This window comes from Paractinoplanes atraurantiacus (genome assembly GCF_900215205.1).
Taxonomy (GTDB): Bacteria; Actinomycetota; Actinomycetes; order Mycobacteriales; family Micromonosporaceae; genus Actinoplanes; species Actinoplanes atraurantiacus.
In genome coordinates, this window is record NZ_OBDY01000037.1 from 1 (window position 1) to 25,419 (window position 25,419).

19 protein-coding genes are annotated in these 25,419 nt (G+C 71.7%); 10 read left to right on the forward strand and 9 right to left on the reverse strand.

All coding sequences use genetic code 11. From position 1 onward, the window contains the following. The 3 genes from CRP55_RS45445 to CRP55_RS45460 form a co-directional block, all read left to right on the forward strand. A partial coding sequence (locus CRP55_RS45445) for an IS30 family transposase (protein WP_143235396.1) occupies nt 1-233 on the forward strand: 233 nt, incomplete at its 5' end. Between the two features lie 1,330 nt (nt 234-1,563). Beyond that, nucleotides 1,564-1,881: a hypothetical protein gene (locus CRP55_RS45455; RefSeq protein WP_097328320.1), complete on the forward strand. Its 318-nt coding sequence runs from the start codon at nt 1,564-1,566 to the stop codon at nt 1,879-1,881. 91 nt (nt 1,882-1,972) lie between these two features. Next, nucleotides 1,973-3,313, forward strand: a complete 1,341-nt coding sequence (locus tag CRP55_RS45460; RefSeq protein WP_097328321.1) for a cellulase family glycosylhydrolase — start codon at nt 1,973-1,975, stop codon at nt 3,311-3,313. 34 nt (nt 3,314-3,347) lie between these two features. On the opposite strand, the gene CRP55_RS45465 is transcribed toward CRP55_RS45460, so the two are convergent. Beyond that, nucleotides 3,348-4,499: an AI-2E family transporter gene (locus tag CRP55_RS45465; protein WP_097328322.1), complete on the reverse strand. Its 1,152-nt coding sequence runs from the start codon at nt 4,497-4,499 to the stop codon at nt 3,348-3,350. A gap of 78 nt (nt 4,500-4,577) precedes the next feature. Here CRP55_RS45465 and CRP55_RS45470 point away from each other — a divergent pair, with 78 nt between their 5' ends. Next, nucleotides 4,578-7,388 carry an AfsR/SARP family transcriptional regulator gene (locus CRP55_RS45470; protein WP_097328323.1) on the forward strand — a complete coding sequence of 937 codons (2,811 nt, stop codon included), beginning with the start codon at nt 4,578-4,580 and terminating at the stop codon, nt 7,386-7,388. A 153-nt stretch (nt 7,389-7,541) separates the two neighbouring features. Here CRP55_RS45470 and CRP55_RS45475 read toward each other — a convergent pair whose 3' ends face one another. Continuing rightward, on the reverse strand, nt 7,542-8,252 hold the full coding sequence (locus CRP55_RS45475; protein ID WP_097328324.1) for a DivIVA domain-containing protein: 711 nt from the start codon (nt 8,250-8,252) through the stop codon (nt 7,542-7,544). A gap of 118 nt (nt 8,253-8,370) precedes the next feature. Here CRP55_RS45475 and CRP55_RS45480 point away from each other — a divergent pair, with 118 nt between their 5' ends. Together CRP55_RS45480 and CRP55_RS45485 are read left to right on the forward strand one after the other, a co-directional pair. Next, complete coding sequence (locus CRP55_RS45480) at nt 8,371-8,733, forward strand: MmcQ/YjbR family DNA-binding protein (RefSeq protein WP_179855631.1); 363 nt, start codon at nt 8,371-8,373, stop codon at nt 8,731-8,733. Between the two features lie 114 nt (nt 8,734-8,847). Then, entirely contained in the window at nt 8,848-9,282 is a 435-nt protein-coding gene (locus CRP55_RS45485; RefSeq protein WP_097328325.1) for a hypothetical protein, read from the forward strand. A gap of 44 nt (nt 9,283-9,326) precedes the next feature. Here CRP55_RS45485 and CRP55_RS55910 read toward each other — a convergent pair whose 3' ends face one another. Genes CRP55_RS55910 through CRP55_RS45505 form a run of 5 tightly spaced genes read right to left on the reverse strand, consistent with a single transcriptional unit; the run spans nt 9,327 to nt 13,291 of the window. Continuing rightward, nucleotides 9,327-9,896 (reverse strand): flavin monoamine oxidase family protein, encoded by a 570-nt coding sequence (locus tag CRP55_RS55910; protein WP_281260856.1) that lies wholly within the window; start codon nt 9,894-9,896, stop codon nt 9,327-9,329. Beyond that, the gene (locus CRP55_RS55915; RefSeq protein ID WP_281260857.1) at nt 9,872-10,831 is read right to left on the reverse strand and encodes a flavin monoamine oxidase family protein; all 960 of its coding nucleotides are present in this window, start codon (nt 10,829-10,831) and stop codon (nt 9,872-9,874) included. The genes CRP55_RS55910 and CRP55_RS55915 overlap by 25 nt, the downstream gene beginning before the upstream one ends. Nucleotides 10,832-10,854: 23 nt before the next feature. Continuing rightward, on the reverse strand, nt 10,855-11,628 hold the full coding sequence (locus tag CRP55_RS45495; protein ID WP_245923774.1) for an ABC transporter permease: 774 nt from the start codon (nt 11,626-11,628) through the stop codon (nt 10,855-10,857). Further along, nucleotides 11,625-12,539 (reverse strand): ATP-binding cassette domain-containing protein, encoded by a 915-nt coding sequence (locus tag CRP55_RS45500; protein WP_097328326.1) that lies wholly within the window; start codon nt 12,537-12,539, stop codon nt 11,625-11,627. The genes CRP55_RS45495 and CRP55_RS45500 overlap by 4 nt, the downstream gene beginning before the upstream one ends. Nucleotides 12,540-12,595: 56 nt before the next feature. Next, nucleotides 12,596-13,291 carry a hypothetical protein gene (locus tag CRP55_RS45505; RefSeq protein ID WP_097328327.1) on the reverse strand — a complete coding sequence of 232 codons (696 nt, stop codon included), beginning with the start codon at nt 13,289-13,291 and terminating at the stop codon, nt 12,596-12,598. A 30-nt stretch (nt 13,292-13,321) separates the two neighbouring features. Here CRP55_RS45505 and CRP55_RS45510 point away from each other — a divergent pair, with 30 nt between their 5' ends. Next, entirely contained in the window at nt 13,322-13,801 is a 480-nt protein-coding gene (locus tag CRP55_RS45510; RefSeq protein WP_143235398.1) for a hypothetical protein, read from the forward strand. Here CRP55_RS45510 and CRP55_RS55375 read toward each other — a convergent pair. Continuing rightward, nucleotides 13,789-17,133, reverse strand: a complete 3,345-nt coding sequence (locus tag CRP55_RS55375; RefSeq protein WP_097328329.1) for a hypothetical protein — start codon at nt 17,131-17,133, stop codon at nt 13,789-13,791. The genes CRP55_RS45510 and CRP55_RS55375 overlap by 13 nt on opposite strands. A 115-nt stretch (nt 17,134-17,248) precedes the next feature. Here CRP55_RS55375 and CRP55_RS45520 point away from each other — a divergent pair, with 115 nt between their 5' ends. After that, nucleotides 17,249-17,935: a S1 family peptidase gene (locus CRP55_RS45520; RefSeq protein ID WP_097328330.1), complete on the forward strand. Its 687-nt coding sequence runs from the start codon at nt 17,249-17,251 to the stop codon at nt 17,933-17,935. A 43-nt stretch (nt 17,936-17,978) separates the two neighbouring features. Here CRP55_RS45520 and CRP55_RS45525 read toward each other — a convergent pair whose 3' ends face one another. Beyond that, nucleotides 17,979-20,696: an AfsR/SARP family transcriptional regulator gene (locus tag CRP55_RS45525; protein ID WP_218855020.1), complete on the reverse strand. Its 2,718-nt coding sequence runs from the start codon at nt 20,694-20,696 to the stop codon at nt 17,979-17,981. A gap of 87 nt (nt 20,697-20,783) precedes the next feature. Here CRP55_RS45525 and CRP55_RS45530 point away from each other — a divergent pair, with 87 nt between their 5' ends. After that, nucleotides 20,784-24,014 carry a GDSL-type esterase/lipase family protein gene (locus CRP55_RS45530; RefSeq protein ID WP_097328331.1) on the forward strand — a complete coding sequence of 1,077 codons (3,231 nt, stop codon included), beginning with the start codon at nt 20,784-20,786 and terminating at the stop codon, nt 24,012-24,014. A 325-nt stretch (nt 24,015-24,339) separates the two neighbouring features. Then, complete coding sequence (locus tag CRP55_RS45535) at nt 24,340-25,416, forward strand: LCP family protein (RefSeq protein WP_179855632.1); 1,077 nt, start codon at nt 24,340-24,342, stop codon at nt 25,414-25,416. Nucleotides 25,417-25,419: the final 3 nt, after the last annotated feature.

Sequence of the window (25,419 nt, forward strand, 5' to 3'; positions counted from 1 at the left end):
CCGCTTCCGGCATGCCAGTCTATTTCTGCGATCCTCACTCGCCCTGGCAACGCGGCTCGAACGAGAACACCAACGGCTTGCTACGTCAATACTTTCCTAAAGGCACTGACCTCAGCTCACACAGCCCGCAGCACCTCGCCGCGGTGGCTGTCGAACTCAACGGCAGACCCCGCAAAACCCTTGGCTGGGACACCCCGGCTGAACGCCTCGCTACACTCCTGACCAGTAAATAAACCAAGAGTGTTGCAACCACTCCTAGAATCCGCCGTTCTTTTCGAGGTCTCAAATCGCCGCTTGGCGGGATTGGTCCGGGGTGCCCAGTCATTCGCCGGACATGGTGGAGTTTCGGCGCGACCATGCGGAGCGGCGACGGCGAGGTTTGAAACGACGTCATGCTGCGAAGTTGTGCCGGTTGCATGGCTGTTCGCGGTTGTGCGGTGAGGTGGGCTTGCACGATTCGTCCGAGCAAATACCGCCGTTGCTCTGGGACGACGAGGGCGCATGCGTGCGGCCGCCGGGCGCGGTCAGGCCCGCTGATCCCCCGGTAGCGGCACGCCGGCCGGAAGGCACGCCACAGGCTGCGTCCGTTCTTCGTGCGGAGACTCCGGCCGGACCCGCACCCCAAGTCGACGTGGCCGCGCCCACCGTAGAGACGCCCGCGCCCGCCGAGGCACCGGCCCAGGCAGACCCGACGGTCCGGGCCAACCCGACGGTCCGGCCCAACCCGACGGTCCGGCCCAACCCGACGGTCCGGGCCAACCCGGCGACCCAGGCCAGTCCAGCCGTCCACACCATGCCAGCGATCAACTCCACGTTCAACGAGCCGTACGAGGTGGCCCGGCAGTCCGCCAGCCTCGACCACCTCTCCGACGGCCGCGCCGCCTGGAACGTCGTGCCCACGTGGTTCGCCCCAGGCGGGGAGAACCTCCGCCGAGATGGCTTCCTGGCCAAACTGGAGCGGCACGGCCCAGGCCAGCCCGGCGGTCCAAGACGAGACCGCAACGCAAACCAGACCGGCCGGATAAGACCACATCGCAGTCCGAGCCAGACCGGCCGACCGACACCAGACCGCAGCCCGAGCCGGACCGGCAGATCAAAGCGAGTCCGCGGTTCGGGCCCACGTGATCATGCGGGCGAAGTCGGCGATCCGGGCCAAGGCTGCGGCGCGGGCGAAGGAAAAGGCGCGGGCCAAGGCGGTAGCGGGGGCAAGGGCGACGGCTGGGCCGGCAATTCGGGAGGAGACCTCCGCGAGCCGCGCCATTGGAGTATTCGCGGCCCGCCTTGTCGAGCGCGACCGTGGACGACGGGCACTCCATTCTGAATTGCGCACTCCGAAACCTTGCAGTTATATGACCTACTCCGGAATTGCCGAGTTGGCGACACCCCTGCGCCCTGAAACCGGTCGCAGGCGATGTTGCTGACTGCGCTATGCGAAGAATCGGGTTGGCCTGAGGGCGGCTGGGAGGTCGGCCGCCGGGGAGCTTGGTCAGGTGGGTGCGTGTCCATAAAACGCGGGGCGGGTTGTGGTGTTGCGGGGTCTGGGGGGCGTGCTACAGAGGAGGCATGGAGATTCATGTCGATCGGAAGAACCACAGTGATGTGGTTGCCCGGGACATGATGGCGGCCACGTTCGGGCTGGTGGCCGACGTGCCGGCCACCGTGACTACCGGGTGTGGGGTCGAGGTGCCTCTGGTGTCCACCTCGGCCGAGCCCTCTCACGTCACCTGTGGGCCCTGCCGGGAATTCGCTCACCGGCAGCATCTGGCTCTGGCCGAGCAGATCGAGCGGCTCGGGCGGGCGCCGGGCAGTGTCGTCGCGCCGGACAAGGTGGAGGCGGCGGCCGCCCTGCATCGGGAGCTGGCGGCTCGATACATCGATTGATTGCGATGGACTGACTTAGCCATTACGGTGTTCGCACAGGCGCGGTGCCGACGGGCACTGAGTGGGCGCGCTCTTCCGTCAGAGGTAGGTCATGAAGAGACTCGCCGCCGCGCTGGTGGCTGCCGCCGTGTCCGTGCTGTTCTTCGTCGCCCCCGCGTATGCCGCGGCCGGCCTGCACATCGTGGGCCGCAACATCGTCGAAGCCAACGGGCAGACGTTCGTCATGCGGGGCGTCAACCACGCCCACGCCTGGTATGCCAACCGGACCAACTCCATCGCCGACATCAAAGCCGCCGGCGCCAACACCGTGCGGGTGGTGCTCAGCGGCGGACGGTGGACCGCCAACACGGCCAGCGACGTCGCCAACATCATCTCCCTGTGCAAGGCGAACAAGCTGATCTGCGTGCTCGAGGACCATGACACCACCGGTTATGGGGAGGACGGCGCCGCGTACACCCTCGATCAGGCCGTCAACTACTGGATCAGCCTGAAGAGCGTCCTGCAGGGGCAGGAGGACTACGTCGTCATCAACATCGGCAACGAGCCGATCGGCAACACCAACCCGAGCCAGTGGACCGCCGCCACCGTCGCCGCCGTGCAGAAGATGCGCAGCAACGGCTTCCAGCACCTGCTCATGATCGACGCGCCCAACTGGGGCCAGGACTGGCAGTACGTCATGCGTGACAACGGGCAGACGATCCTCGACGCCGACACGCAGAAGAACACCATCCTGTCGATCCACATGTACGCCGTCTTCAACCAGCCGTCGGCCATCACCAGCTACCTCGACACGTTCGCGAGCAAGGGCTGGCCGCTTCTGATCGGCGAGTTCGGCTGGCAGTTCGCCAGCGGCGAGGTCAGCGACGAGACCGTGATGGCCGAGGCGGTCAAGCGCAACCTGGGCTACCTGGGCTGGTCGTGGTCGGGCAACACCGATCCGATCCTCGACATGACCACCAACTTCGACGCCAGCCAGCTCACCACCTGGGGCCAGCGCATCGTTAACGGCCCGAACGGCCTCAAGGCCACCGCCAAGCAGGCCAGCATCTACGGCGGAACGACACCGACGACGCCGCCCACCACTCCCCCGACGACACCGCCGACCACGCCGCCGACCACGCCCCCGGCTTCGGTGGGCTGCTCGGCCGCGTACGCCATCACCGGTCAATGGCAGAACGGCTTCCAGGGCGAGGTCAAGGTCACCGCGGGCAGCGCCGCCGTGAAGAGCTGGACCGTCACCTGGACGTACGCCAACGGCCAGGCCGTCACCCAGGCCTGGAACGCCACCGTCTCCAGCAGCGGCGCGGCCGTCACCGCGCGCAACGCCGGCTACAACGGCAGCATCGCCGCCGGCGGGAGCACGACCTTCGGCTTCCTCGGCTCCTGGTCGGGCTCCAACACCGTGCCCACGCTCGCCTGCTCAGCCACCTGATCGTGCCGGGTGCGCCGCCGATGGCGGCGCACCCTCAGGTCGCGGGTTTCGGTTCCCCCGGTTGTACGGGGTCATCGGGCAACTCAGGCTCAGGCTCGGGCTCCGTGGACGGCGCGGGCGGATGATCGCTGAGCTGCTCGCGGATGTACCCCCAGACGACCGCGATGACCGCCGCCACCGGCACCGCCAGCAGGCTGCCGACGATGCCGGCCAGGCTGCTGCCCAGCGTCACCACCAGCAGGATCACCGCCGCGTGCAGGCCCAGGCCGCGGCTCTGCACGATCGGCTGGAAGACGTTGCCCTCCAGCTGCTGCACGGCCAGGATGATCGCGAGCACGATGAGGGCGTCGGTCAGCCCGTTCGACACCAGCGCGATCAGCACCGCCACGAAGCCCGCGAAGACCGCGCCCACGATCGGCACGAAGGCCGACACGAACGTCAGCACGGCCAGCGGCAGCACGAGCGGCACGCCGACCGCCCACAGGCCGAGGCCGATGAAGACCGCGTCGAGCAGGCCCACGAACGCCTGCGACCGGACGAAGGCGCCCAGCGTGTCCCAGCCGCGCTGGGTGACCACCGGGATGTCCACGGCCAGCCGGCCCGGCAGCTGCCGGGACAGCCAGGGCAGGAACTTCGGGCCGTCCTTGAGGAAGAAGAACATCAGGAACAGCGCCAGCACCGTCGTGATCACGCCGTTGACGACGGTGGTGACCGTGCCCAGGGTGACGTTGACGATGCTGCCGGCCCGGCTCTGGATCTGGGCGATGGCCGCGTCGAAGGCCTTGGTGATGTCGTCGTCGCCGATGTTCAGCGGCGGGCCCGACGCCCAGTCGCGCAGCCGCTGGATGCCGTCGACGACCCCGTCCGCGAGCTGACCGGACTGCCCGGCCACCGGCACCGCGATCAGCACGATGATGCCGGCCGCGACGGCCAGGAACAGGATCGTGACCGTGGCCGCGGCCAGCGCCGGCGGGAACCGCAGCCGGTTGCGCAGCAGCTTCGTGACCGGCCAGGTCAGCGTGGTCAGCAGCAGCGCCACCACGACCGGCCAGATCACCGACCAGGCCTTGCCGAGCAGCCACAGGGCGACGTACGACGCCGCCAGCACGAGCAACGTCTGCGCCGACAGCAGCGCGCTCGTCCGCAGCGCGGACCGGGCTCTGTCGGCATTCAGCTTGGCAGGCATGCCGCTCACCTTAGAGATTCCCGCCCACCGCCGCCCGGGGGCCCGGAGAATCGTCGCCGACCGGCGACAATAGACGCCATGCGGTACGGGATTCTCGGCCCGGTCAGGGCCGAGCGTGACGACGGCACGCCGGTGCGTGCCGGCGGCGCCCGCCTGCGTGCCCTGCTCGCCCTGCTCCTGCTGGAGGCGGGCCGTCCGGTGCCGGTCGAGCGCCTGATCGACGCCCTGTGGGGCGGCGATCCTCCGGCGGGCGCGCTCAACGCCGTACAGTCAAATGTCTCCCGGCTCCGCCAGGACCTTCCGATCGAGTACGACGGCGCTGGTTACCGCCTGGCCATCGATCCGGACGAGGTGGACGCCCACCGCTTCGAGCGCCTGGCCACCGAGGGCCGTCAGGCGCTGACGAGCGGCGATCCCACCCGCGCGGCCGCCCTGCTCCGCGAAGCCCTGAGTCTGTGGAGAGGCGAAACCCCGATTGATGTACGGGGTTCAGCGGCCGACCGTCTGGTGGAGATGCGCCGCCGAGCCGTCGAGGACCGCGTCGACGCCGACCCGTCCCCCGCCGACGAGCACGAGCTGCGCGCCCTGATCGGGGCCGACCCGCTGCGCGAGCGCTCCTGGGCCCTGCTCATGCGGGTGCAGGCGCTGGCGGGCCGGGACGCCGAGGCCTTGTCCACGTACGAGAAGGCCCGCACCGTGCTGGCCGAGGAGCTCGGCACCGACCCGTCGGCCGAGCTGAAGGCCGCTCACCTTCGGGTGCTGCGAGGCGCCCCGCGGCGCGCCCTGCCCGCCCAGCTCACCACATTCGTCGGCCGCCAGGGGGAACTGAGCGACGTCGGCCGGGCGCTGCGCCGCGCCCGCCTGGTCACTTTGCTGGGCCCCGGCGGCGCCGGCAAGACCCGCCTGGCCGTCGAGGCCGCCACCCGCACGACCGGGGAGGTCCACTTCGTAGAACTGGCCGCCACCACGGGGCCGGACGTGCCCCGCACCGTCCTCGATGCTCTGGGCCTGCGGGACACGGGCCTGCGGGCGCGGGAAAGCGTGGCCCGTCCCGGGGCCGCCGATCGGCTCGTGGCGGCGCTGTCCACCCGCGACGTGCTGCTGGTGCTGGACAACTGTGAGCATGTCGTCGGGGCGGCGGCCGCGCTCGTGGGGCGGCTCCTCGCCGGCTGTGCCGGGGTGCGCGTGCTGGCCACGAGCCGGGAGCCGCTCGGGCTGACCGGGGAGGTGCTCTGCCCGGTCTCCGGGCTGGCGCCGGACGCGGCCGTCCGGCTGTTCGCCGATCGGGCCGGTGATGTGGTGGCCGGCTTCCGGGCCGGCCCGGCCGATCGGGACGCGGTGGAGAGGATCTGCCGTACGCTCGACGGCCTGCCGCTGGCGGTCGAGCTGGCCGCGGCCCGGCTCGCGGTGCTGCCGCTGGACGAGCTGGCCCGGCGGGTGGCCGACCGGTTCGCCGTCCTGTCGCGGGGCAGCCGCACGGCCGCCGAGCGGCACCGAACGTTACGCGCGGTCGTGGCCTGGAGCTGGGACCTGCTGACCGGGCCGGAGCGTATCCTCGCCCGCCGGCTCACGGTCTTCCGCGGCGGCTGGACCCTCGAGGCCGCCGAGCGTGTCTGCGGCGGCACCCTCGACCTGCTGCACGACCTGGTCGCCAAGTCCCTGGTGGAGCGCGACGGCGCCCGCTACCGCATGTTGGAGACCATCCGCGCCTTCTGCGCCGAGCAGGTCATCGAGACAGACCTCGGGCAGGCTCACGCCGCGTACTTCCTCGATCTGGCCCGGACCGCCGACGCCCACCTGCGCGGCGCCGACCAGCTGACCTGGCTGGCCCGCCTCGACGCCGACCGCGACAACCTGCACGCCGCCCTGCGCGACGGCGAACCCGCGACCGCGCTCCGGCTGGTGGCCGCTCTCACCTTCTACTGGTGGCTGCGCGGCTCCCGCGGCGAGGCGGCCGCCCTCTCCACCGAGCTCCTCGACAAGATCGGCCCCGAGCCGCCCGGAGGCCTGCGGGAGGAGTACGTCCTCGCCACCCTCAACGCCGAGCTGGCCGGTGCCCGCCCGCCGAGCGGCCACTCGCAGCGCTACCTGGCCGCGCTGACCGCGCCCCCACGCCAGCCGTTCCTGCTCTACCTCGCGGCCATCACCGCCGGTCCCCCGCCCGAGGCCACCGGCCGCGTCACCGAGCTACACGCCGAGCTGAGCAAACGGCTGATCGGCCACCCGTGGAGCGAGGCCTTGGCGGCGATAGGCGGCGGCTGGATGAAGATGCTGTTCGATCCGGAATCCGACCCGGCCGGCGCCGAGGCCGGCTTTCTCGGGGCGCTGGGTGGCTTTCGGGAGCTCGGTGACCGCTGGGGCATGATGTTGGCCCAGTCCGGACTGGCCGAGCTGGCCGCCTGGCGTGGCGATCACGCCGCGGCGCTGGCGCCCATGGACGCCGCGATGCGGCTCGCGGGTGAGCTGGGCTCGGTGCTCGACGAGGCCGAGGTGCTGCGCAGCCGGGCCGAGGCACACCTGCTGGCCGGCGACCTCGGCGCCGCCGCGGCGGACTTCGAGCGGTCGGCCGAGCGGGCCCGCGCCTGTGGCGCCCCCGAGCTGATCGCCGCCGCCCGGCTGGGCCTGGGCCGCATCGCCCTGCTCCACGGCGACCACGCGACCGCCCGCCGGCTCTGCGAGAGCGCCCTGCGGGACTGCCCCGCCGGCTGGTACACCGCCGACGGCGTCCGCATGACCATCCTCGTCACGCTGGGCCGCGTCGCGGCCACCGCCGGCGACAAGGCTGAGGCCGAACGATGGTTCCGCCAGGTCTCCACGATCGCCGCCGGCCCCGACGGCCTGCGCGCCATGGCCGACGCCCAGGCCGGGTTGGACGCGCTGGGCCGCTGAGCGAAGCCCGATCACGGTCGCCGGCCAAGACCGTCAACGCGGGCCGCCGAAATCCGCCGACCAGCGCCGCCGGCCCGGCCGGCGCCCAGGGCCGTCAACGCCATCGGCCCGGCCGATGAGCGAAGTCGCCGGGCCGGGCCGTGGGTGGAGACGTCAGTCCAGGTCGCGGCCGGCGCCGTTGGAGACGCTGTCGAGCTCCTGGAGCTGCTGCTGGACGTGCTGGCCCAGGGCCTGCTGGTACGTGCGGGCGAGCTGGCCCAGGCGGTCGATCTCGTCGAGCAGGGCGTCGCGCTTCTCGTCGATGCTGGCCAGGGCGTCGCTGTGGTTGCGGCGGGCGTCGGCCTGAATGTTGTCGGCGGCCAGCAGCGCGTCGCCGGTGATCTGCTCCGACTGGGTGCGGGCGTTGCCCAGCAGCGAGTCGGCCTCCTGCTGCGCGTCGCGCATGTGGTCGTCCGCCGTGCGCTGGGCCATCATCAGCACGGCCGACAGGCGGTCGTCCTTCTCGGCCGGCGGCGGCGTGGCCGGGCGCTCCGTGCGGGCGCGCTCGAGCTGCGACTGCACGCTGCGCGCGTTCTGCTCGGCGCGGGCCCGGGCCTCCTGCATGCGGCCCAGCTGCGTGGTCAGGGCCTGCAGCTCGGCCTCCATGGCGCGGTTGCCGGCCGACGGGCCGGACGGGCCGGGGCCCATGCCGCCACCGTTGCGCTGCGCCTGGTCGGCCAGGGCGCGGTTCTCCTCGATGAGGCGGATGAGCTCCTGCTCGACCTCGTCGAGGAACGCGTCGACGTCCTCCTCGTCGTACCCCCGCTTGCCGATCGCAGGCTTCTTGAACGCCATGTTGTGGATGTCGGCTGGAGTGAGTGGCATCGTTTCCCTCGGATCCCTGCGGCAAGACCGTGCGGGGACGAATCCTACGCATGAACTTTGGGAGACTGTCGGCGGTGGCACGTTGTTGTGTCATCTCGGGCAGAAAGGAATCCCTGTCGTGGCGACCGCCGACGATGTCCGCCGCCTGGCGCTGTCCCTGCCGCATGTCGTCGAGATCGACAGCGACGGCTTCGACTTCCGCGTGGCGAACAGGGGCTTCGTCTGGTCGTACCCGGAGCGGGAACCGGGAAAGTCACGCGTGATCCGCACCGATGTGGCCGTCCTGTACGTGGGCGACGAGGCCGAGAAACAGGCTCTCCTGCTGGGCGAGCCCGACCTGTTCTTCACGACCCCGGGCTACGACGGCCTTCCATTGGTGATGCTCCGGTTACCGATTGTTGATGTGGCGCGGCTCACTGAACTCGTCACCGACGCTTGGCGCATGCGCGCGCCGTCCGAGATCGAGTCGGAGCTCGGCTGAGTCGAAGTCACCCACCCCTACCGATTCGGAGATTCCTCAAGGAAGCGGCGCCGGACCCGATACCTGGAGCAACAGTCCGGCCGGCGGCGGTTCCTTCTTCCCGCCCTGCTGGCCGTGCTGGCCGTTGTCGTCGGCCCGCCCGGGTACTACGTCTACCAGGAACACGAGAAGGACGTCGATCGTCCCGCGCGTGCACAGGCGGCCGTGCTCGCGGGCTGTCACCGGACTCTCGGATATTCGCTCAAGGCTCCCGCGACGGCGCAGTACTCCGATGAGACCATCTTGTTCGGTAAGGACCGACCCGATTCGTTCATGGTGTTCGGCTCTGTCGACTCACAGAACAGCTACGGCGCGCTTGTTCGTAACGGCTACATCTGCGGCGGCATCCTCACCGCGGACCAGGAAGACGTCAAGTTCAATATTCAGGCTGAGATCAACGACATCGCCGCTGTCGAAGGGATCGCGAGAGTCTCGGACGACATGGGGCCCTACCAAGAAGGCCGTCTTCCGGTTTGCGGCTTGAACTTCCTTCAAGCGTGCTTCGACTGAACGCCGTTTTCTCCCGGTCGCGCGCGACACCGTCGGCCGACCGGCTAGGTGCGGGCGTGCAGGGCGGTGACGGCGGCGCGGGCCGAGACGAAGGCGCCGTGCTGCCAGGCGACCGTGTGACTGAGCCAGTCGCCGGCGAAATGGACGCGGCCGGCCGGCTCGCGCAGGAGGGCGAAGGCCGGGCTGCCGTACGGCGGTGTCGCCCAGGCGCCTTCCACATGCGGCACGCGGCTCCAGCTCACCGAGAAGGACGACGCCAATTCCGTACGGTAATTCGCGCCGTGGATCCGCTCGCCGAGGGAGACGGCCCGCTCTGTGCGGTCGTGAGGGGCCATTGCGGCGTACGTCTCCGCGTCCGGCCCGAAGTTGTAATAGCCGACCAGCAGACCGCGCGGGGCGTGGAAGCCGGACGACGGATACCAGACCTGCCGCAGGTCGAGGTCGGTGTCGGTGGCGCCGCCGTAGATGCCCAGGTCGATCTCCCACCAGCGGCGGCGGTACTCCAGGCCGATCTTGCCGGCGGCGAACGGGGTGAACGCGCCCAGCGCCGTCGCCACGTCGTCGCCGAGGTTGTGCGGCAGGCGGGCCATCAGGTGCGGCGGCAGCGTGGCCACGCAGTAGTCGGCCGTGACGGCCGGTCGCGGCCATCCTGCCGGTAGCGCACCTCGACGCCGTCGGGCCTGTTCAGGACGGAGGTGACCTCGGCCCCGAGCCTGATCCGGTCCGGGCCGATCGCCCGGGCCAGCGCCATCGGGATGCGGTCCATGCCGCCCACCGGCTGGAACATCGGCATGGCCTGGTCGAAACCGAGGTCGAAGCCGAGGTACGCCCCGGCGCCGCCGCGCAGCACCTCGGACAGCGAGGCCGGGCCGTCGAGCGGGACCCCGCCGTCCGCTCCGGGATAGGTGGCGAAGCCGCGGTCGGGGCCGCCCTGATATTCGCCGTCGTCGGTGAGCCGCCCGAAGTCGCGCAGGAACGCCAGCAGCTCGTCGCGGCCACCCCCGGCCAGCTCGGCGTCGAGAGCGCCGGCACGGGTCACCCGGGTGAGCAGCTGCGAGACGTACCCGTAAAGATCGGCCCGGGCCGTGCGGAACCGGACCGGAGGCCCGCCCGTACTGGTGTGGATGAAGGCGTCGGCATTGGAGTTGACGAAGACCTCGACGGGAACGCCCAGCTCACGGCAGTAGTCGAGGGTGACCATCCACGGGGCGATGCGCGCCGCGCCGGCGTTGAAATACGTGCCGTACCCGAAGGAAGCCCGTTGGGTGTGCCCGTCGAGATCGGTCTCGGTGTCGCCGTCGCGGATGGTCAGCACCCGGCCGCCCGGCTTGGACCGGGCCTCCAGGACGGTGCAGCGGTGACCGGCCTTGCCCAGCTCGTAGGCGCTGGTGAGCCCGGCGATGCCGCCGCCGAGGACGACCACCGACCGGGCGGCGCGACCGTCGCGCGACGGCGGCGTGTAGGCCGAGCCCTCGGCCGCGGCGAGCGCGGCCAGCAGGGCGCCGGTCCCGCCGGCCTGCAGGAGACGCCGCCTGGTCAGTCCGTCCACCCGGCCAGTGTGTCGGTCCGTCGCTACCGGCTCAACCGCCGGTAACTCCGTACCGCCAAAGGCCCGAAGATCGCGATCAGCGCGAGCGGCCAGAGGATGGCGAGCTCGATCGCGTGGGTCGCGGCCCAGGAGTCGCCGCCGACGCCCGGATTGCCGAAGAGCTCGCGGCAGGCGGCCACGGTCGCCGACAGCGGATTCCAGGCGCTGATGGCGCCCAGCCAGTGCGGCAGGAGCTCGGGGGCGACGTAGATGTTGGAGAGGGCGGTCAGCGGGAACGCGAACGGGAAGACGATCAGCGAGACGGTGTCCGGGTTGGGGACGACCGTGCCCAGATAGACGCCGACGCAGCTGAGCGCCAGCCGCAGCAGCAGGAGCAGCCCGACGGCGGCCAGCGCGTATCCGGCGCCACGATGCCATTGCCAGCCGACGAGCAGGCCGCAGACGACCAGCACGGTCATCTCCATCAGGGCGCGGGTCAGGTCGGCGGTGCCGCGCCCGATCATCAGCGCGGACCGGGCGGCCGGCATCGACCGGAAGCGGTCGACGACACCCTTGCCGATGTCGGTGGAGATCGCGATGGCGGTGGCGCCCAGCCCGTACAACTGGGTCATGGCGAAGACGCCGGGAAGAAGGAACTCGCGGTACGCGGTGCCGCCGACCGCCATGCCGGCCCCGAACACGTAGCCGAAAACGAGCACGAACATGATCGGCAACGTGAAGAAGATGATGATCTGCTCGGGCGCCCGGACCACGTGCCGCAGATGGCGGCCGGTCATCACCCAGCCGTCGGCGATCATCCTTTGCCGCCCGTCAGCTGGAGGAACGCCTCGTCCAGGGTGGGCCGCCGGATCCCGATGTCGTCGACGGCGATGCCCGCTTCCTCGAGCTTCCTCAGGGCTTCGGTCATCGCGGCCACCCGATCGGTGACCACCACCCGGACGCGCCGGGTGTCGACGTCCGCTGTACCCGACAGCAATGCAGCTGTTTGGGTGAGTTGTCCGGCATCGTGAACCACCACTTCGAGGCGGTCGACCCCCTTCAGCTCGTCCGGGGTGCCCTCCGCGATGACGCGCCCGGCGTCCACCACGGAGATCCGGTCGGCCAGCTGATCCGCCTCGTCCAGATATTGCGTGGTCAGCAACACTGTCGTGCCCTCGGCGACCAGCTTGCGGACGGCGCCCCACACCTGCGTACGGCTGGCCGGATCGAGCCCGGTCGTCGGCTCGTCCAGAAAGAGCACCTCCGGCCGCCGGATCAGGCTGGCCGCGAGGTCGAGCCGCCGCCGCATCCCACCCGAGTACTCGACCGCCGACCGCCCGGCCGCGTCGGCCAGCCCGAACTCCCCGAGCAGCTCGTCCGCCCGCCGCTTCGCCTCCCGCTTACCGAGGTGACTCAGCCGCCCGAACATCACCAGGTTCTGCCACCCGCTGAGCACCTCGTCGACCGCCGCGTACTGCCCGGTCAGCGAGATCCGCTCCCGCACCAGCCCCGGCTCGCGCACCACATCGGCCCCCGCCACCAGCGCCCGGCCCGCGTCGAAACGCACCAGGGTCGACAGCACCCGCACCGCCGTCGTCTTACCGGCGCCGTTGGGCCCGAGCAGCCCACACACGGTGCCCGCCGCGACTTGAAGATCAAAACCATCCAAGGCCCGGTTCTTCCGGTACGCCTTCAGCAGCCCTTCGGCCACAATCGCCCAACCCGTCATACGCCCGAGGATCGCCACCCCCGCTGACGAATCGCGCACGAGCCGCTGACGGCTCGTCAGACCCCGGTCAGCAGCCCGCGCTCGTCACCGGTACCGATGCCGGCGCGACGACCGGCGTCCTGGCCGTAATACTGGATCACCTGCCCGAGAAACCCGGCGTCGACCCCGGTGACCGGAATGCCGTGCGGGCCGAGGGGCCACCACCCGCGCCGGCGCACCAGCTCGGGACGGCCATAGGTGAGGGCAAGCCGATAGGGCCGCATGTCGGCGACGGTGGGCCGCGCCTCCCAGGGCACGAAAAGGCCCCCGAACAGCTGGCGGGCCTCGACCCCGTCCGACCTCAGCCGGACGGTGGGCGACCGCCAGGCCACCGCGGCACAGAACGCCAGAGCCCAGACCCCCAAAAAGCCCGTGAGAAGCTGAAACGACCAGTCCGAGGCACGCGCGTGAATCCCACCGGCCACCCAGGCACTGCTCAGCGCGACCAGGCCCGGCACCAAGGCCAGCACGGAGAGGTCGGCACCCGTCTCGAAAGCCGGAACCCCCGGCCGGGCGAACAGCACTTCGGGCCGCGGAGCGGCATAGGCGGCGACGCTGAGCACGATCGAGACGAGCAGAACGCCACCGACCAGGGGAACCGCCGCCACCCCCAGATCACCACCGACACTCACCAGCGCACAGGCGGGCACGACAACGGCCGCCACGAAGAGACGACGCCTCCGGTCGACCCACAGCGTCATCTTGAGCAGCACCGGGGCAGGCTACAGCCCCACCACCCTGCGGTGTTCAATGCTGTGGTGATCATCGCCGAGGCGGTCTTCGAGCCTTTGTCAGCGCCGTGTGCGTGGGTGGTCCTCAACGCCGACTGCACTGACGAGCAGATCGGGCTGTTCCACACCACGCTGGCTGCCCTCGGCGACAGCACGGAGATCACCGACGCTTACCTCGCCGAGGAGATCCTGATCATCAACGGCGGCCTGCGCCTGCGGGACACCACCAGCGGCCACGTCATCGAGCCGGTGATCGAAACCGTAGGCGACGACCTGCGCGTCTGGCCGGACACGGAGAAGCGCGACCACCACATCGACGTCCCCCGAGCCGCGCTGCCGCAGCTTCTCGCCGGGATTCAGCGTGACCTGATCGGCTTCCTGGAGGCGTTCGCCGCCTGGGCGCCCCGCCACGGTCTCGGCGACCGGGCGGAGGCGCTGGTGAGCGCGCTGGATGACGGCTTCGCCATCAGCGCGCCGCTTCAGCGCATCTGAACGGCGTAGGCCGCCTCCCGGACCTCGGGGGACGGGTGGTCGCGGAGGATGAACAGCAGCTGCCGCCACGGGCCGGTCCAGTGGACTACCCGGTCGCGGAGCATCGCCACCGCGAACAGGCCGGCGGCCAAGTCGGTTCGGGTGGCCAAAAGGGTTGCCGCCGCGCGGATCGTCTCGGGATCGCGGGCGGCAACGGCGCGGTCGTGCAGCACATCGGCGGCGGCCAGCGCGGCCATGGGCCGGGTGGCGCACAGGTCGGCCAGCTCGTCCAAGCGGGTCAGGCCGGTCAGGTTGGTCAGGTCGTTCGGGCCGGTCACGTCGTCCGGGCCGGTCACGTCGTCCGGGCCGGTCACGTCGTCCGGGCCGGTCAGGGGCACCAGGGCGGCCAGCAGGGTCAGGCCCACGGTGGCGAAGCCGGGCTGGGTGGTCAGGCGGCGGGCCGCGGCGGCCAAAGGCCCGCGGTCGGCGCCGGGCGGGGCGTTGCGGGACCAGGTGGCGGCCGCCGCGGCCAGCAGCTCGAGGCGGCGGCGGGCCGGGCGGTCGGCGCCGGCACGGCCCGGGTCGTGGTCGGCGCTGTCCTGGGCGACCAGGATCTGAACGACCGCGAGGGCCGCCTGCTCGCCGAGCAGGGGCAGCAGGCCGGCGGCCTCCGGTACGGCCACGCGCCGGCTGAGATCGGTGAGGCGGGCCACCACCAGGTCGCGTACGTCCTCGGCCCAGCTCGCCCACGACGGCAGCGCGATGAAGGCCTCCCGCTCGCCGGCGCGGCACATCGCGACGATCAGGCCGGCATAACGCCGTCGGTGCCGCTCGGCGACCGCCGCCGGGTCCGCGGCCAGCACCGCGCGGCGTTCCTCCCTGCTGCCGGCGGCGGCCGCGCTGAGGACCTCCCTGTTGCCGGCGGCGGCCGCGCTGAGGATCTCCCAACTCGGCGGCTCCTGCAGGCGCAGGCGGGCGGCGGCGACGATGGCGGCGCGGACGTCGCGGTGGGTTCCGGAGCGGCGGTACGCCTCCAGGAGCGCCGCCATCACGCTCGGCGGGCCGTAGCGGCCGAGGACGCGGGCCGCCTCCTTGCGACTGGTGACCTTGACCTCGGCCGTCAGCAGGCCGCCGAGCAGGGCCGGAAGGTGGGACGGCTCGACGTTGGCGGCCGCCCGCGCGGCGGCGTACATGGCCACCCGGGCCCGGTCACCGTCCGCGTGTTCCAGCAGCTCGGACAGCGCCTCGCCGGGGCGGTCGGTCCAGACGAGCGCGCCGAGCGCCGCCTCGGCCACGACCACCTCGGGCGCGCCGACGTGACGGCGTACGAGATCGCGGCCGGCGCCGGGCACACGGGCGGCGGACCGCACCGCGGACGCCCGGATCCGCACGCTCTCCTCCCCGTCGTCGATCACGGCTTCCAGGATCTCGGTGAAACGCGCGCGCTGGCGGGGCAGCCACCGGTCCGCATGCCGGGGCGGGCCGGGCACCCAGGCGCGACCCTCCTCGATCATGCGGCCGCGGACGGGCCCGCGCAGCGCCCGGTCGATCAGGTCGGTGCGGGAAGTGGCGATGACGTGCCACACCTCGGGGACGGCGACCATCGACGGGTCGGCGCCGAGCACCGCCTCGACCCGCTCCGCGCGGTGGCGCGGATCGTCCAGCCACCTCGAAGCCGCCTGACGCGCCGCCGGCTCTGAGGTGCCCGGGCCGAGCGCCCGGTGCAGCAGCTCCTGAAGGCCCGGAACGTTCCAGGCGCGCTTGCCGAGAGCGGAGGTGAGCCCGAACAGCGGCCCGTAGTCGCCGCGGTCCATAGCCGAGGCGACCCAGCCGCCGAGGCGTTCGAAAACCATCGCCTCCTGCCCCCGGCGCAGCGCCCGGTCGAAACGCCGCAAGGGCGGCGGAGCGAGCGAGGCCCGGCTCACCCGGTCGATCGTGTGCAGCGCCCATTCGCGCAGCTCGGTCTGGTCGACGTGGTGTTGCAGCACGTCCGCGGCGAGCGACGCCAGCGCGCTCATGGTCTCGTGGGAGGCGTCACGGGCTTCGACGGCGTCGACGGTCAGCCGGGTCAGCCCGGCCGCGGTCTCCGGGGTGAGGAGCCGGGCCACGCCGGCCAGGGCGCCCAGCGCGGCGGCCCGCACCGGGTCCTGCTCGTTGCGCAGCCGGCCCAGCCGGTGCACGAGCCCGGCCACCACCCGCGGGTCCCGGGACCGTCTCGCGGCCGCGCCGAGCAGGTGATACGCCCGCCCGCGCTCGGCGGCCAGTCCCGAGCGCAGACCGGCCTCCAGCGCGGCCGAGGCCTCCGGCCAGTCGAGATAGGCGCTCCAGGTGAGCACGTGCGCCTCGTCGTCACGAATGCCGGGCCGGCTCAGCACCCGATTCGCCTCACGGACGCGCGGGCCGGCCGGCAGAACCCGCATGATCGAGTGGGCGGGCAGCCCATCGGGACCGGCCGCGGCCCGCTCGAACAGGCCGCCGCGGCGGGCCGGCGGAAGCTCCCGGAGCAGCGTGGCGAAGGTTCGCGTGTGGTCGCGCAACGCCGCAGCCAGGGGCAGAAGGGCCTCGTCGGGCAGGACCGCGAGCGCGCGGAGCAGCCGGCGGGGCAGCTGCCGGCCGCAGCGCACCGCGAGCCGGCCGGGCACGGTGATCAGCCGGACCACACGCGCCGGATCGTGCACGGCGAGCGCTCCCGTGCGGGGCGTCCAGGAGATCGGCGCATACCGCTCGGCCAGATCGAGGAAGGCCGCCGGATCGCCGAGGCCCTCGAGCACCGCGACATGACGGTTCCACAGGTCGTCCCGCTGCTCGGGCGCCGCCGACGCCAGCCGCTCCCCCGCCCGCTGAAGGACCGGTCCGGGGTGCCACCGCGCCAGAGCCGCCGGATCGACGGCGTGTTCCAGACCAGGAAGCATTTGGCGTACGACGGGAGCACTGCACGCGGACAACAAGGCCGCCGCCTCCCGGTCGCCCCAATAGGACAGAACCTCGACGACCAGGGAATCCGCCATCGTGGTCAGGCGCCTCCGCCGCACCGTACGGTAGACGCGCCGCCGCTCAGCCGCCGGCAGATCCACCACAGTGCCGAGCCGTCCGCATCGCACCGCCGCGACGATCGCCTCCGCACGGATCGACGGCTGCGGGTCGCGCACCGCCGCCACGATGGCGTCCTCATCCCGTACGACCAAAGCCGCCACCAGCGCGAGATGCCGCTCGTAGCCGTCGCCCCGGCTCAGCTCGGCACAGACCTCGGCCCGGTCCGGAGCGCTTCGCGCCCACGCGGCGAGGCGCTTCATCCGCGTCCCGTGCGGCAGCGGCTCGAGGGAGGTCAGCAGGTCCTGCGTGGCGGTCAGCACGTGATCATTGTGTCCCGCGGGGTCATCACACGAAGTTATGTGGCAAGTGAGGGGTAACGGCGAGGGCCCCGCACACGTACGGTACTTCGACAGCCGTCTATGGAAGGAGTTCGGCGTGCGCATCCGCATCGTCGTTGCTTCGCTTGCCACCGCCCTCACCGGTGCCCTGGCCGTTCCGTCCGCCGCCTCGGCCGCGGTCGAGGATCCGTCTACGAACATCATCGGCGGTGGGACGGTCTCGTCCGCGCCGTGGGCCGCCGCCGTGCTCAGCAACGGCAGCTTCACCTGCTCGGGCACGATCATCTCGGCGAACTACGTGCTCACCGCGCGGCACTGCATCAGCGGCACGATGTCGGTGCGAGTCGGCAGCGTCAACCGGACCTCCGGCGGCACCACCCGCGCCGTGAGCAGCACGGCCACCCGCTACGACCTGGCCCTGATGCGCCTGGCCAGCCCGATCACGACGTCGTACATGCCGCTGTCCAGCGCGTACCCGCCGGTCGGCTCGACCAACAACATCTACGGCTGGGGCATGACCTGCTACAGCGGCTGCAGCGCGTCGACCACGCTCAAGACCGCGACGGTCCAGGTCACTTCGACCAACCAGACCGACGCGTACGGCGGCCGCGCCATCGGAAGCACGCGGATCAACGGCAACGCGTGGCGCGGCGACTCGGGCGGCCCGCAGGTCTACAACGGCGCCCAGGTCGGCGTGGCCTCCACCGCCGACGGCACGAGCCGCCAGTACTACGGCAGCGTCGCCTACAACCGCGCCTGGATCCAGTCGACGGCCGGCGTGTGACCGTGATGCCTTGGTGCCCAGGCCGGGCACCAAGGCATCTCCATCAGCCGCCGAGCTTTGCCCGGAGGGCGGCCGCGTCCGGGTGGTTCAGGTCGGTGAGGATGCGGCAGGCGTGCTCCCAGGCGGCGCGGGCGGCGGGGAGGTCACCGGCGGTCTGGTGGGTGTCGCCCAGCTTGGTGGTGGTGTCGGCCTCCTGGTAGCGGTCGCCGAGGTCGTGGAAGATGGCGACGGCGTTCCGGTAGCAGTCGACGGCGTCGGGGTGGCGGCCCAGGTGGTGGGCGGCGTAGCCAAGGCTGTCCCAGGTGTGCGCCTGGCCGTACCGGTCGCCCAGCTCCTCCAGCAGGGCCAGGGCGCGGCGGCAGGAGGTCAGGGAGTCCTCGTGGTCGCCGAGCAGGGCCTGGTACCAGCCGACCGAGTTGAGGGCGTTGGCCTGGCCGACGCGGTGGCCGGCGGACTCGAACAGTTCCAGCGAGCGGCGAGCGTGCGGGAGCGCGAGGTCGGCCCGGTCGCGCCGGTCGTGCAGGGAGGCCAGGCCGTTGTGGGCGAAGGCCTGGCCGATGACGTCGCCCGAGGCGGTGCTGATGTCCAAAGCCGTACGGAGCTCGGCCTCGCCCTCGGCGAAACGGTTCAGGCCGAGGTGGGCGATCGAGAGATGCCGGTGGGCGCGGGCCAGCGCGACCGCGTCGGAGCTCCGGGCGGCGGCGCCGACCGCGAGGCGGGCGGCGGCCTCCAGGTCGTGCCAGTAACCCTGCCAGTCGAGGAACGTGACCATGCTCAGGCACAGCTGCCAGGTCACCGTGTCGAAGCCGGGCACCTTGAGGGCGGCCAGCAGCGAGAGCCGCTCGGCGGCGAACCAGTCCATGGCCTCCTGATATTTGGCCGGCGGGTCCAGCGTGACCCCGGGCACCGGTCCGTCCAGGGCGATCGGGTCCTGTGCCGGGTCGAGCAGCATGTTGGCGGCGTAGGCGGTGTGCAGGTAGTGATTCAGCAGCCGGGCCGTCGCGTCGCGGTCGCCGTCCGGGGCGAGTCCGGTGGCGTAGGCGCGCAGGAGGTCGTGGAAGGTGTGCCGGCCCGGGGCCGGCTCGAGGAGCATGCTCGCCTGGACCAGCTCGGCCAGGTCACGCCGCACCTCGGGCAGCGGGCGGCCGGCGGCGGACGCCGCCGCGACGGCTGAGACATCGGGGCCGGGCAGCGGGGCCAGCAGCCGGAACAGGCGGGCGGCCGAGGGGCTCAGCGCGGCGTACGACCAGGAGAAGACCGTCTCGACGCGGGTGCTGGTGTCGCCCGCGTCCAGCGCCCCGATCCGGGCGCCGGCCAGTTCCCCGGCCAAGGCGGTCAGGGGGAGGTCGTTCTGCCGGGCGCGGGCGGCGGCGATAGCCAGCGCGAGGGGCAGCCCGGCGCAGGCGGCGATGATCGCGGCGGCGGCGTCCGGCTCGGCGGCCATCGGGCCGGGGCCGAGGCGGCGGGCGAGCAGTTCGCGGGCTTCCGCGGCCGGGAGGGCGGCGAGATCGACCGGGTGCGCGCCGTGGGTGGCCAGCAGGGGCGTCAGCTGGTTGCGGCTGGTCACCAGGGTCAGCGCCGCCGGGGAGGCGGGCAGCAGGGGCCGTACGTGGTCGGCGTCGCGGGCGTTGTCGAGCAGGACCAGCAGGCGTCTTCCCGCGAGGAGGCTGCGATAGAGGCCGGCTTGGGCCTCCGATGTGGACGGGACGCGGTCGGGCGGGACGCCGAGGGCGTAGAGGAATCCGCGGACGGCCTCGCCGGGGTCGAGCATCTGGCCGCCGGTGTCGAAGCCGCGCAGGTTCACGTAGAGGCAGCCGTCCGGGAATCGGGCCGCGGCCTTGTGCGCCCAGTGCACGGCGAGCGAGGTCTTGCCGACCCCGGCCGGGCCCGAGATCGCGGCGATCACCGCGGCGCCGCCGGCGGTAAGCGATGCGGCGAGCAGGTCGTCGAGCTCGGCCAGGGCCGCTCCCCGCCCGGCGAAACCGGCGACCGAGGCGGGGAGTTGCGCGGGCGCCGGGACGACGTCGGTGGGTGGTGACGGGGCACCCAGGAGGGTTCGGTACAGCGCCTGCAACTCGGGGCCGGGGTCGACGCCGAGTTCCTCACCCAGGCGCCGGCGGATGGCGGCATAGCGTTCCAGCGCCTCGGCCGAGCGGCCGGCCGCGTGCAGGGCGCGGATCAGCTCGGTGCTCAGCGGCTCGGCCAGGGGATAGTCACCGGTCAGTTCGGAGAGGCGGCGGATCACCTCGCCCGGGTTGCCGGCGGCGAGCTCGGCCCGGGACCAGGCCAGCATCAGGTCGAGGCGCTCCTGTCGCCAGCTCTGGCGCATCCGGTCGGCCCAGGGGCCGGCGATGCCGGTCAGGGGCTCCCCGCGCCACAAGGCGACGGCCTCGCGCAGAAGCGCGACCCTTTCGGTGGGGCTGCGGCGGCCACGGTCGAGCAGCCCGCGCATCCGGTGCAGGTCGACGAGCTCCGGTGCCGCGTCGAGGAGGTAGCCACCGGCGCGGCGCCTCAGCGCCACCTGGTCGCCGACCTCGTCGAGCACCCGGCGGACCCGGGTGACGTGGGCGTGCAGGGAGCGGCGGGCCGTGGCCGGAGGCGTGTCGCCCCACAGGCGGTCGATCAGGGTATCGGTGGTGACCACCCGGCCCGCGTCGGCGGCCAGGGCGGCCAGGACCGTGCGCTGGCGGGGCTGGCCGGCCTCCAGGCGGTGACCGTCGACCCACATCTCGACCGGGCCCAGCAGGCGGAACTCGATCACGCGGCTCCCCCGGAGACATCGAGCCACAACAATCCCACAACACGGCCCGGCGAAGCTACCCGCAGGTATCACGGGACGGGGGCTGGGATGCGCTGGTTGCACGCGACGACGGCGGTGCTGCTCGCGCTGAGCGGTGCGGTGGTGGCCGGGCCGGCCGCCGCCGCACCGACGGCGGCGGTGCGGCAGACGGACGAGTCGAGCCGGATGGAGATCGGGCTGGCGCTGACGCCCGGGCGACGGCAGGTCGAGGTCACCCTGCGCTCGCTCGTGGATCGCCCGGCGGGCCGGATCCGGCTGACTGTCCATCGGGGAGACGACGAACTGACCCACATCACTCACCCGCTGAAAAAGATGGAGGCCGAGCGGGCCGTACGCGTCGTCTTCGCCATCCCGGCCACCGGCGACGGTGACTTCGGCCTGGTGGCGCAGCCGCTGCCCGGCGCCGACACCGGGTTCCTGGCCGTCCGGCCCCACCACGGAACGCTCGTCTCGGCCGGCGCCTACGGCCTGCTCGGCGACGCCGCCCTGACCGCCGACCGCAGCGCCGGGCGCGTGACGGCCACCGAGTTCGAGACCCGGCGCGCCCGCCTGCACCAGGCCGCCGGCAGCACGGGCACCAGCGGGACGAAGCTCGCCGCCACCACCACGATCGCGGGATCGATCAGCTACCGCGACCTCGCCAACACGCAGCGGCCGATCCGCGGCGCCCGGGTGCAGCTGGTCGCCGCCACCGGTCAGGAGTACGGCACCGGCTACGCCTCCGACGGCGGTGCCTTCTCGTTCAGCTCGGCCACCCTGCCGACCGGCGACTACCGGATCCGGGTCGTCGCGGTCGGCACCTTCGGCGAGGTCGACACGACCGGCGGCGCCGACAACTACGTGGCCTACAGCGCCGTCTTCCCGGTCACCGCCGGCGCCACAGTCAGCGGCATAACCGTCAACGTGGACTACTTCTCGGTGACCGGCCGGGCCTTCGCGCTGTTCGACGCGCTGCGCACGGTCGGCGGCTTCTATCAGAGCGTGCGCAAGTCGTCCTGGCAACCGGCCTTGATCGTCTTCTACCCGTCCGGCCAGGCCGGCTCGTTCGCGCGGGGCGGGAACATCTGGATGAGCGGCGGCGACACCATGTGCGGCACCAACACGTACTGCGGCGAGGACGCCTTCGACTGGGACGTGCTGGCCCACGAGTCGGGGCACATCGTCGCCACCCAGGCCGGGCTGAACGGCCCGAACGACGGCGGCGACCACGGCATCTGCGACAACGCCTGGGGCCAGGAGGGCCGCGGCAAGGCCGCCGGCCTCGACCTGGCCTGGTCGGAGGGCTGGGCGACCTTCTACGGGCTGGCCCTGCTGGCCAGTGTCCCGCTGCCACCGGTGCCGAACGCCGGCGGGCTCACCTACGAGGACCGGCCGGGCCCGCCGCACAACGCCGGCGGCACCGTCGCCTACAACATCGAGACCAACGATCCCACCGGCGACTGCGCGCCCAAGGGCGAGGACAGCGAGCTGGCCGTGCAGCGGGCGCTGTGGGACCTCTACGACACCATCGAGGACGACGTGAGCGGCGGCAAGGACACCGTGCAGTGGGGGCTGGCCGACATCCTGAACCGGCTGGACTCGGCCAACGCCACCACGTTCGGCGCCGCCTGGCCGGCGATCACCGCGAGCCGCGGGCCGAGCGAGGTGCAGGCGGCCCGGCGGATCCTCCAGACGCACGGCATGGCGCCGCGCGGGCTGCTGCCGGCCGACAGCATCGGCAACGCCCTGGTGCCGTTCCGGTGGACCGCGGGCGGCATACCCGGTCACCTCAACAACAGCTTCACCCTGCGGGTGCGCAGCGGCTACACGGGCTCGGTGCTGTTCACCGTCACCACGACCGCCACCAGCTACACGCCGACCGCCGCGCAGTGGGGCCAGGTCGTCGCGGCCAAGTCGGTCGTCTACGACGTCGCCGGAAGCCAGACCACGGCGCCGGTCAGCGGGCCGTACCCGTCGGCCGAGGAATCCTTCATGATCGGATCCGGCTCGCGGAAGATCATGGTGGTCGGCGACTCGATCAGCCAGGGCCTCGAGGGCGACTACACCTGGCGCTACCGGCTCTGGCAGCACCTGGCCACCGGCGGCGCCGCGGCCGACTTCGTGGGACCGTACACCGGAACCACCCGGGTCCCCTCGGACCTGCCCGACGGCTTTCCCGAGGTGGCAGCCCCGCCGGTCTTCAACGGCGCCTACCGCGGCTATCTGACCTTCGACAGCGCCCATTTCGCCCAGTGGGGCCGGCAGGCGCACCAGGCCATGGGTGACATCAGGACCCAGGTCGGCGCCTACCAGCCCGACTACCTGCTGGTCGAGCTCGGCTTCAACGACCTCGGCTGGGGTGTGTCCAACCCGGACGGGCTGATCGGCGACATGAAGAACCTGATCACCCAGGCCCGGGCGGCCCGGCCGGGCATCAAGGTGGTCGTGGCCAACGTCGTGCACCGGGAGCCGCTGGATCAACTGCCCCAGCTGGACTCGATCATCAACGAGTACAACAGCAAGCTGCCCGCGGCGCTGGCCTCGGTGAGCACGGCCGCGTCGCCGGTCGCGCTGGCCGACATCGCCGGCGACTACCAGTGGCAGTTCGACGCCTACGACGGGCTGCACCCGAACGGCTCCGGCGAACACAAGATCGCCAAGGCGTTCGCCACAGTGCTCTCGGGCACCTTCGGTGTCGGCGGCACGTTCACCGCCACCTCCGGTCCCGACCTGCTCAGCCCGGCCGCGCCCACCTCGATCACGGCCACCCCGACCGGCACCGGCGTGCACGTCAGCTGGGCGCACAGCTTCGGCGCCGGCGGGTACTGGTTCGAGCAGCGGCTCAAGGACAGCGGCCAGCAGTGGCAGCGGCTGCCGCTGCCGATTCCCGGCGACGAATGGGACACCGGCTGGCTGGTGCGCGGGTCGACGTACGAGTTCCGGGTCCTGCCCAACCGCGGCATCTCCACCGGCCCGGCGTCGCCGGCCGCGAGCGTCACGGCCAACCCGCTGACCGCGGACGGGCCGCCGAACATCACGACCTCGTCCGGGCCCGGCTCGCTCACCGTGTCGTGGAGCAGGGCGACCGGCCTCTACAGCGACACGGTGAACGGTTACGTCGTCTACTACATGGACCGGGCCAACCCGAACGCCTTCGTGGCCAGCGTCCGCACCAGCGGCCTGAGCGCGACCATCACCGGGCTGACCAGCCGCCACAACTACGCCATCGCGGTGGCCTCGGTCAACGCGGCCGGCGCCGGGTCTCCGGCGGGCGGGCCGGAGATCAACGTTCCCCAGTGAGGCCGGGGCCCGGCGGCGGCCGGATCGCTCGCTCTGCGCCCTCGCCAGGCTACGAATCGTCGATATTATGAATCCGAAAGTCGCCGCGGAATCACGCGGCGTCGAGAAGTGATCTTCCGGGTTGACTAACGGTTCGCGACCATATATCTGTTCTGTCTGGCGACGAGCGCGGCCTCACGGAGGCTATGGCCAAACAGTGAGGAGTTCAGCACCTATGCCGGTACAGGCCACGTTGGGGGAACGAGGGCAGCGGCAGCCGCAGGGCGGCTCCGGCGGCGGTAAGAAAAAGAAACCGAGACGTCGCAAATTACCGCTATGGACCAAATTGATCACGGCGTTCGGTGCGGTTCTGCTGGTGGTCGGCGGCGGCGGCCTGGTCTCGGTGAAGTACTTTCTCAACCAGCTCACCAGCAACATCCAGACGACGTCGAGCGTTCTCGACTCGGCCGGCCTGAGCAACAAGGCCGTGGCCGCGGGCAAGATGCCCGAGGGCGCGATGAACATCCTGATGCTGGGCCTGGACACGCGGACCGGCTGGGAGGAGAAGGGCGAGCTGTCCCGCTCCGACACGATGATCATCCTGCACATCACGGCCAAGCACGACCAGGCGTACATGATCTCGATCCCGCGCGACACGATCGTCGACATCCCGGCCGACGAGGAGCTCGGCTTCCGGGGCGCGACCGAGAAGATCAACGGCGCCTACGCGAACGGGTCGAAGGACGGCAAGGGCTGGCAGGGCGGCGCCAAGCTCGCCACCAAGACGGTGAACAAGCTGACCGGCATCGAGTTCGACGGCATCGTGGTCATCGACTTCAGCGGCTTCAAGGGCATCCTCGAGGCCATGGGCGGCGTCTACATGTGCGTCGACAAACGCATGTGGTCCAGCCACTACCTGGTCAACAACGGCAAGATCGAGTACGCGCACGGCGCCGACCCGAAGAGCCCGCCGAAGAACGCGCTCTGGTTCGAGAAGGGCTGCCGCAACATGAAGCCGTGGGAGGCGCTGGAGTTCTCGCGCCTGCGGCACTCGGACAACGGCGACTACGACCGCCAGCGTCACCAGCAGCAGCTCCTGCGGGCCATGATGAAGAAGGCGACCAGCAGCGGCGTCATCAGCAACCCGACCAAGGTCTCCAAGATCCTGGCCGCGGCCGGCACCTCGCTGAAGATGGACACCCACGGCGTCGCCGTCACCGACTTCATCTTCGGCATGAAGGGCCTGGCCGCCGGTGACCTGATTCCGATCAAGACCAACGGCGGCACGTTCGCCTCGGTCAGCGGCGGCGAGGGCGTCAACGACGCCACCCGCGACCTGTTCAAGGCCACCGCCGAGGACAAGCTTCCGGCCTTCCTGGGCCGCCACCCGGAGATGCTGATCAGCGACCCGGCGACATCGTAGGAA

What these genes read in the sequence shown, in the direction of transcription:
- CRP55_RS45470 (WP_097328323.1), top strand. Translation starts at nt 4,578, where the DNA reads ATGCGGTACGGGATTCTCGGCCCGGTCAGGGCCGAGCGTGACGACGGC.
- CRP55_RS45475 (WP_097328324.1), bottom strand. Translation starts at nt 8,252, where the DNA reads ATGCCACTCACTCCAGCCGACATCCACAACATGGCGTTCAAGAAGCCT.
- CRP55_RS45500 (WP_097328326.1), bottom strand. Translation starts at nt 12,539, where the DNA reads ATGACGGGTTGGGCGATTGTGGCCGAAGGGCTGCTGAAGGCGTACCGG.
- CRP55_RS45530 (WP_097328331.1), top strand. Translation starts at nt 20,784, where the DNA reads ATGCGCTGGTTGCACGCGACGACGGCGGTGCTGCTCGCGCTGAGCGGT.
- CRP55_RS45455 (WP_097328320.1), top strand. Translation starts at nt 1,564, where the DNA reads ATGGAGATTCATGTCGATCGGAAGAACCACAGTGATGTGGTTGCCCGG.
- CRP55_RS45460 (WP_097328321.1), top strand. Translation starts at nt 1,973, where the DNA reads ATGAAGAGACTCGCCGCCGCGCTGGTGGCTGCCGCCGTGTCCGTGCTG.
- CRP55_RS45495 (WP_245923774.1), bottom strand. Translation starts at nt 11,628, where the DNA reads ATGATCGCCGACGGCTGGGTGATGACCGGCCGCCATCTGCGGCACGTG.
- CRP55_RS45465 (WP_097328322.1), bottom strand. Translation starts at nt 4,499, where the DNA reads ATGCCTGCCAAGCTGAATGCCGACAGAGCCCGGTCCGCGCTGCGGACG.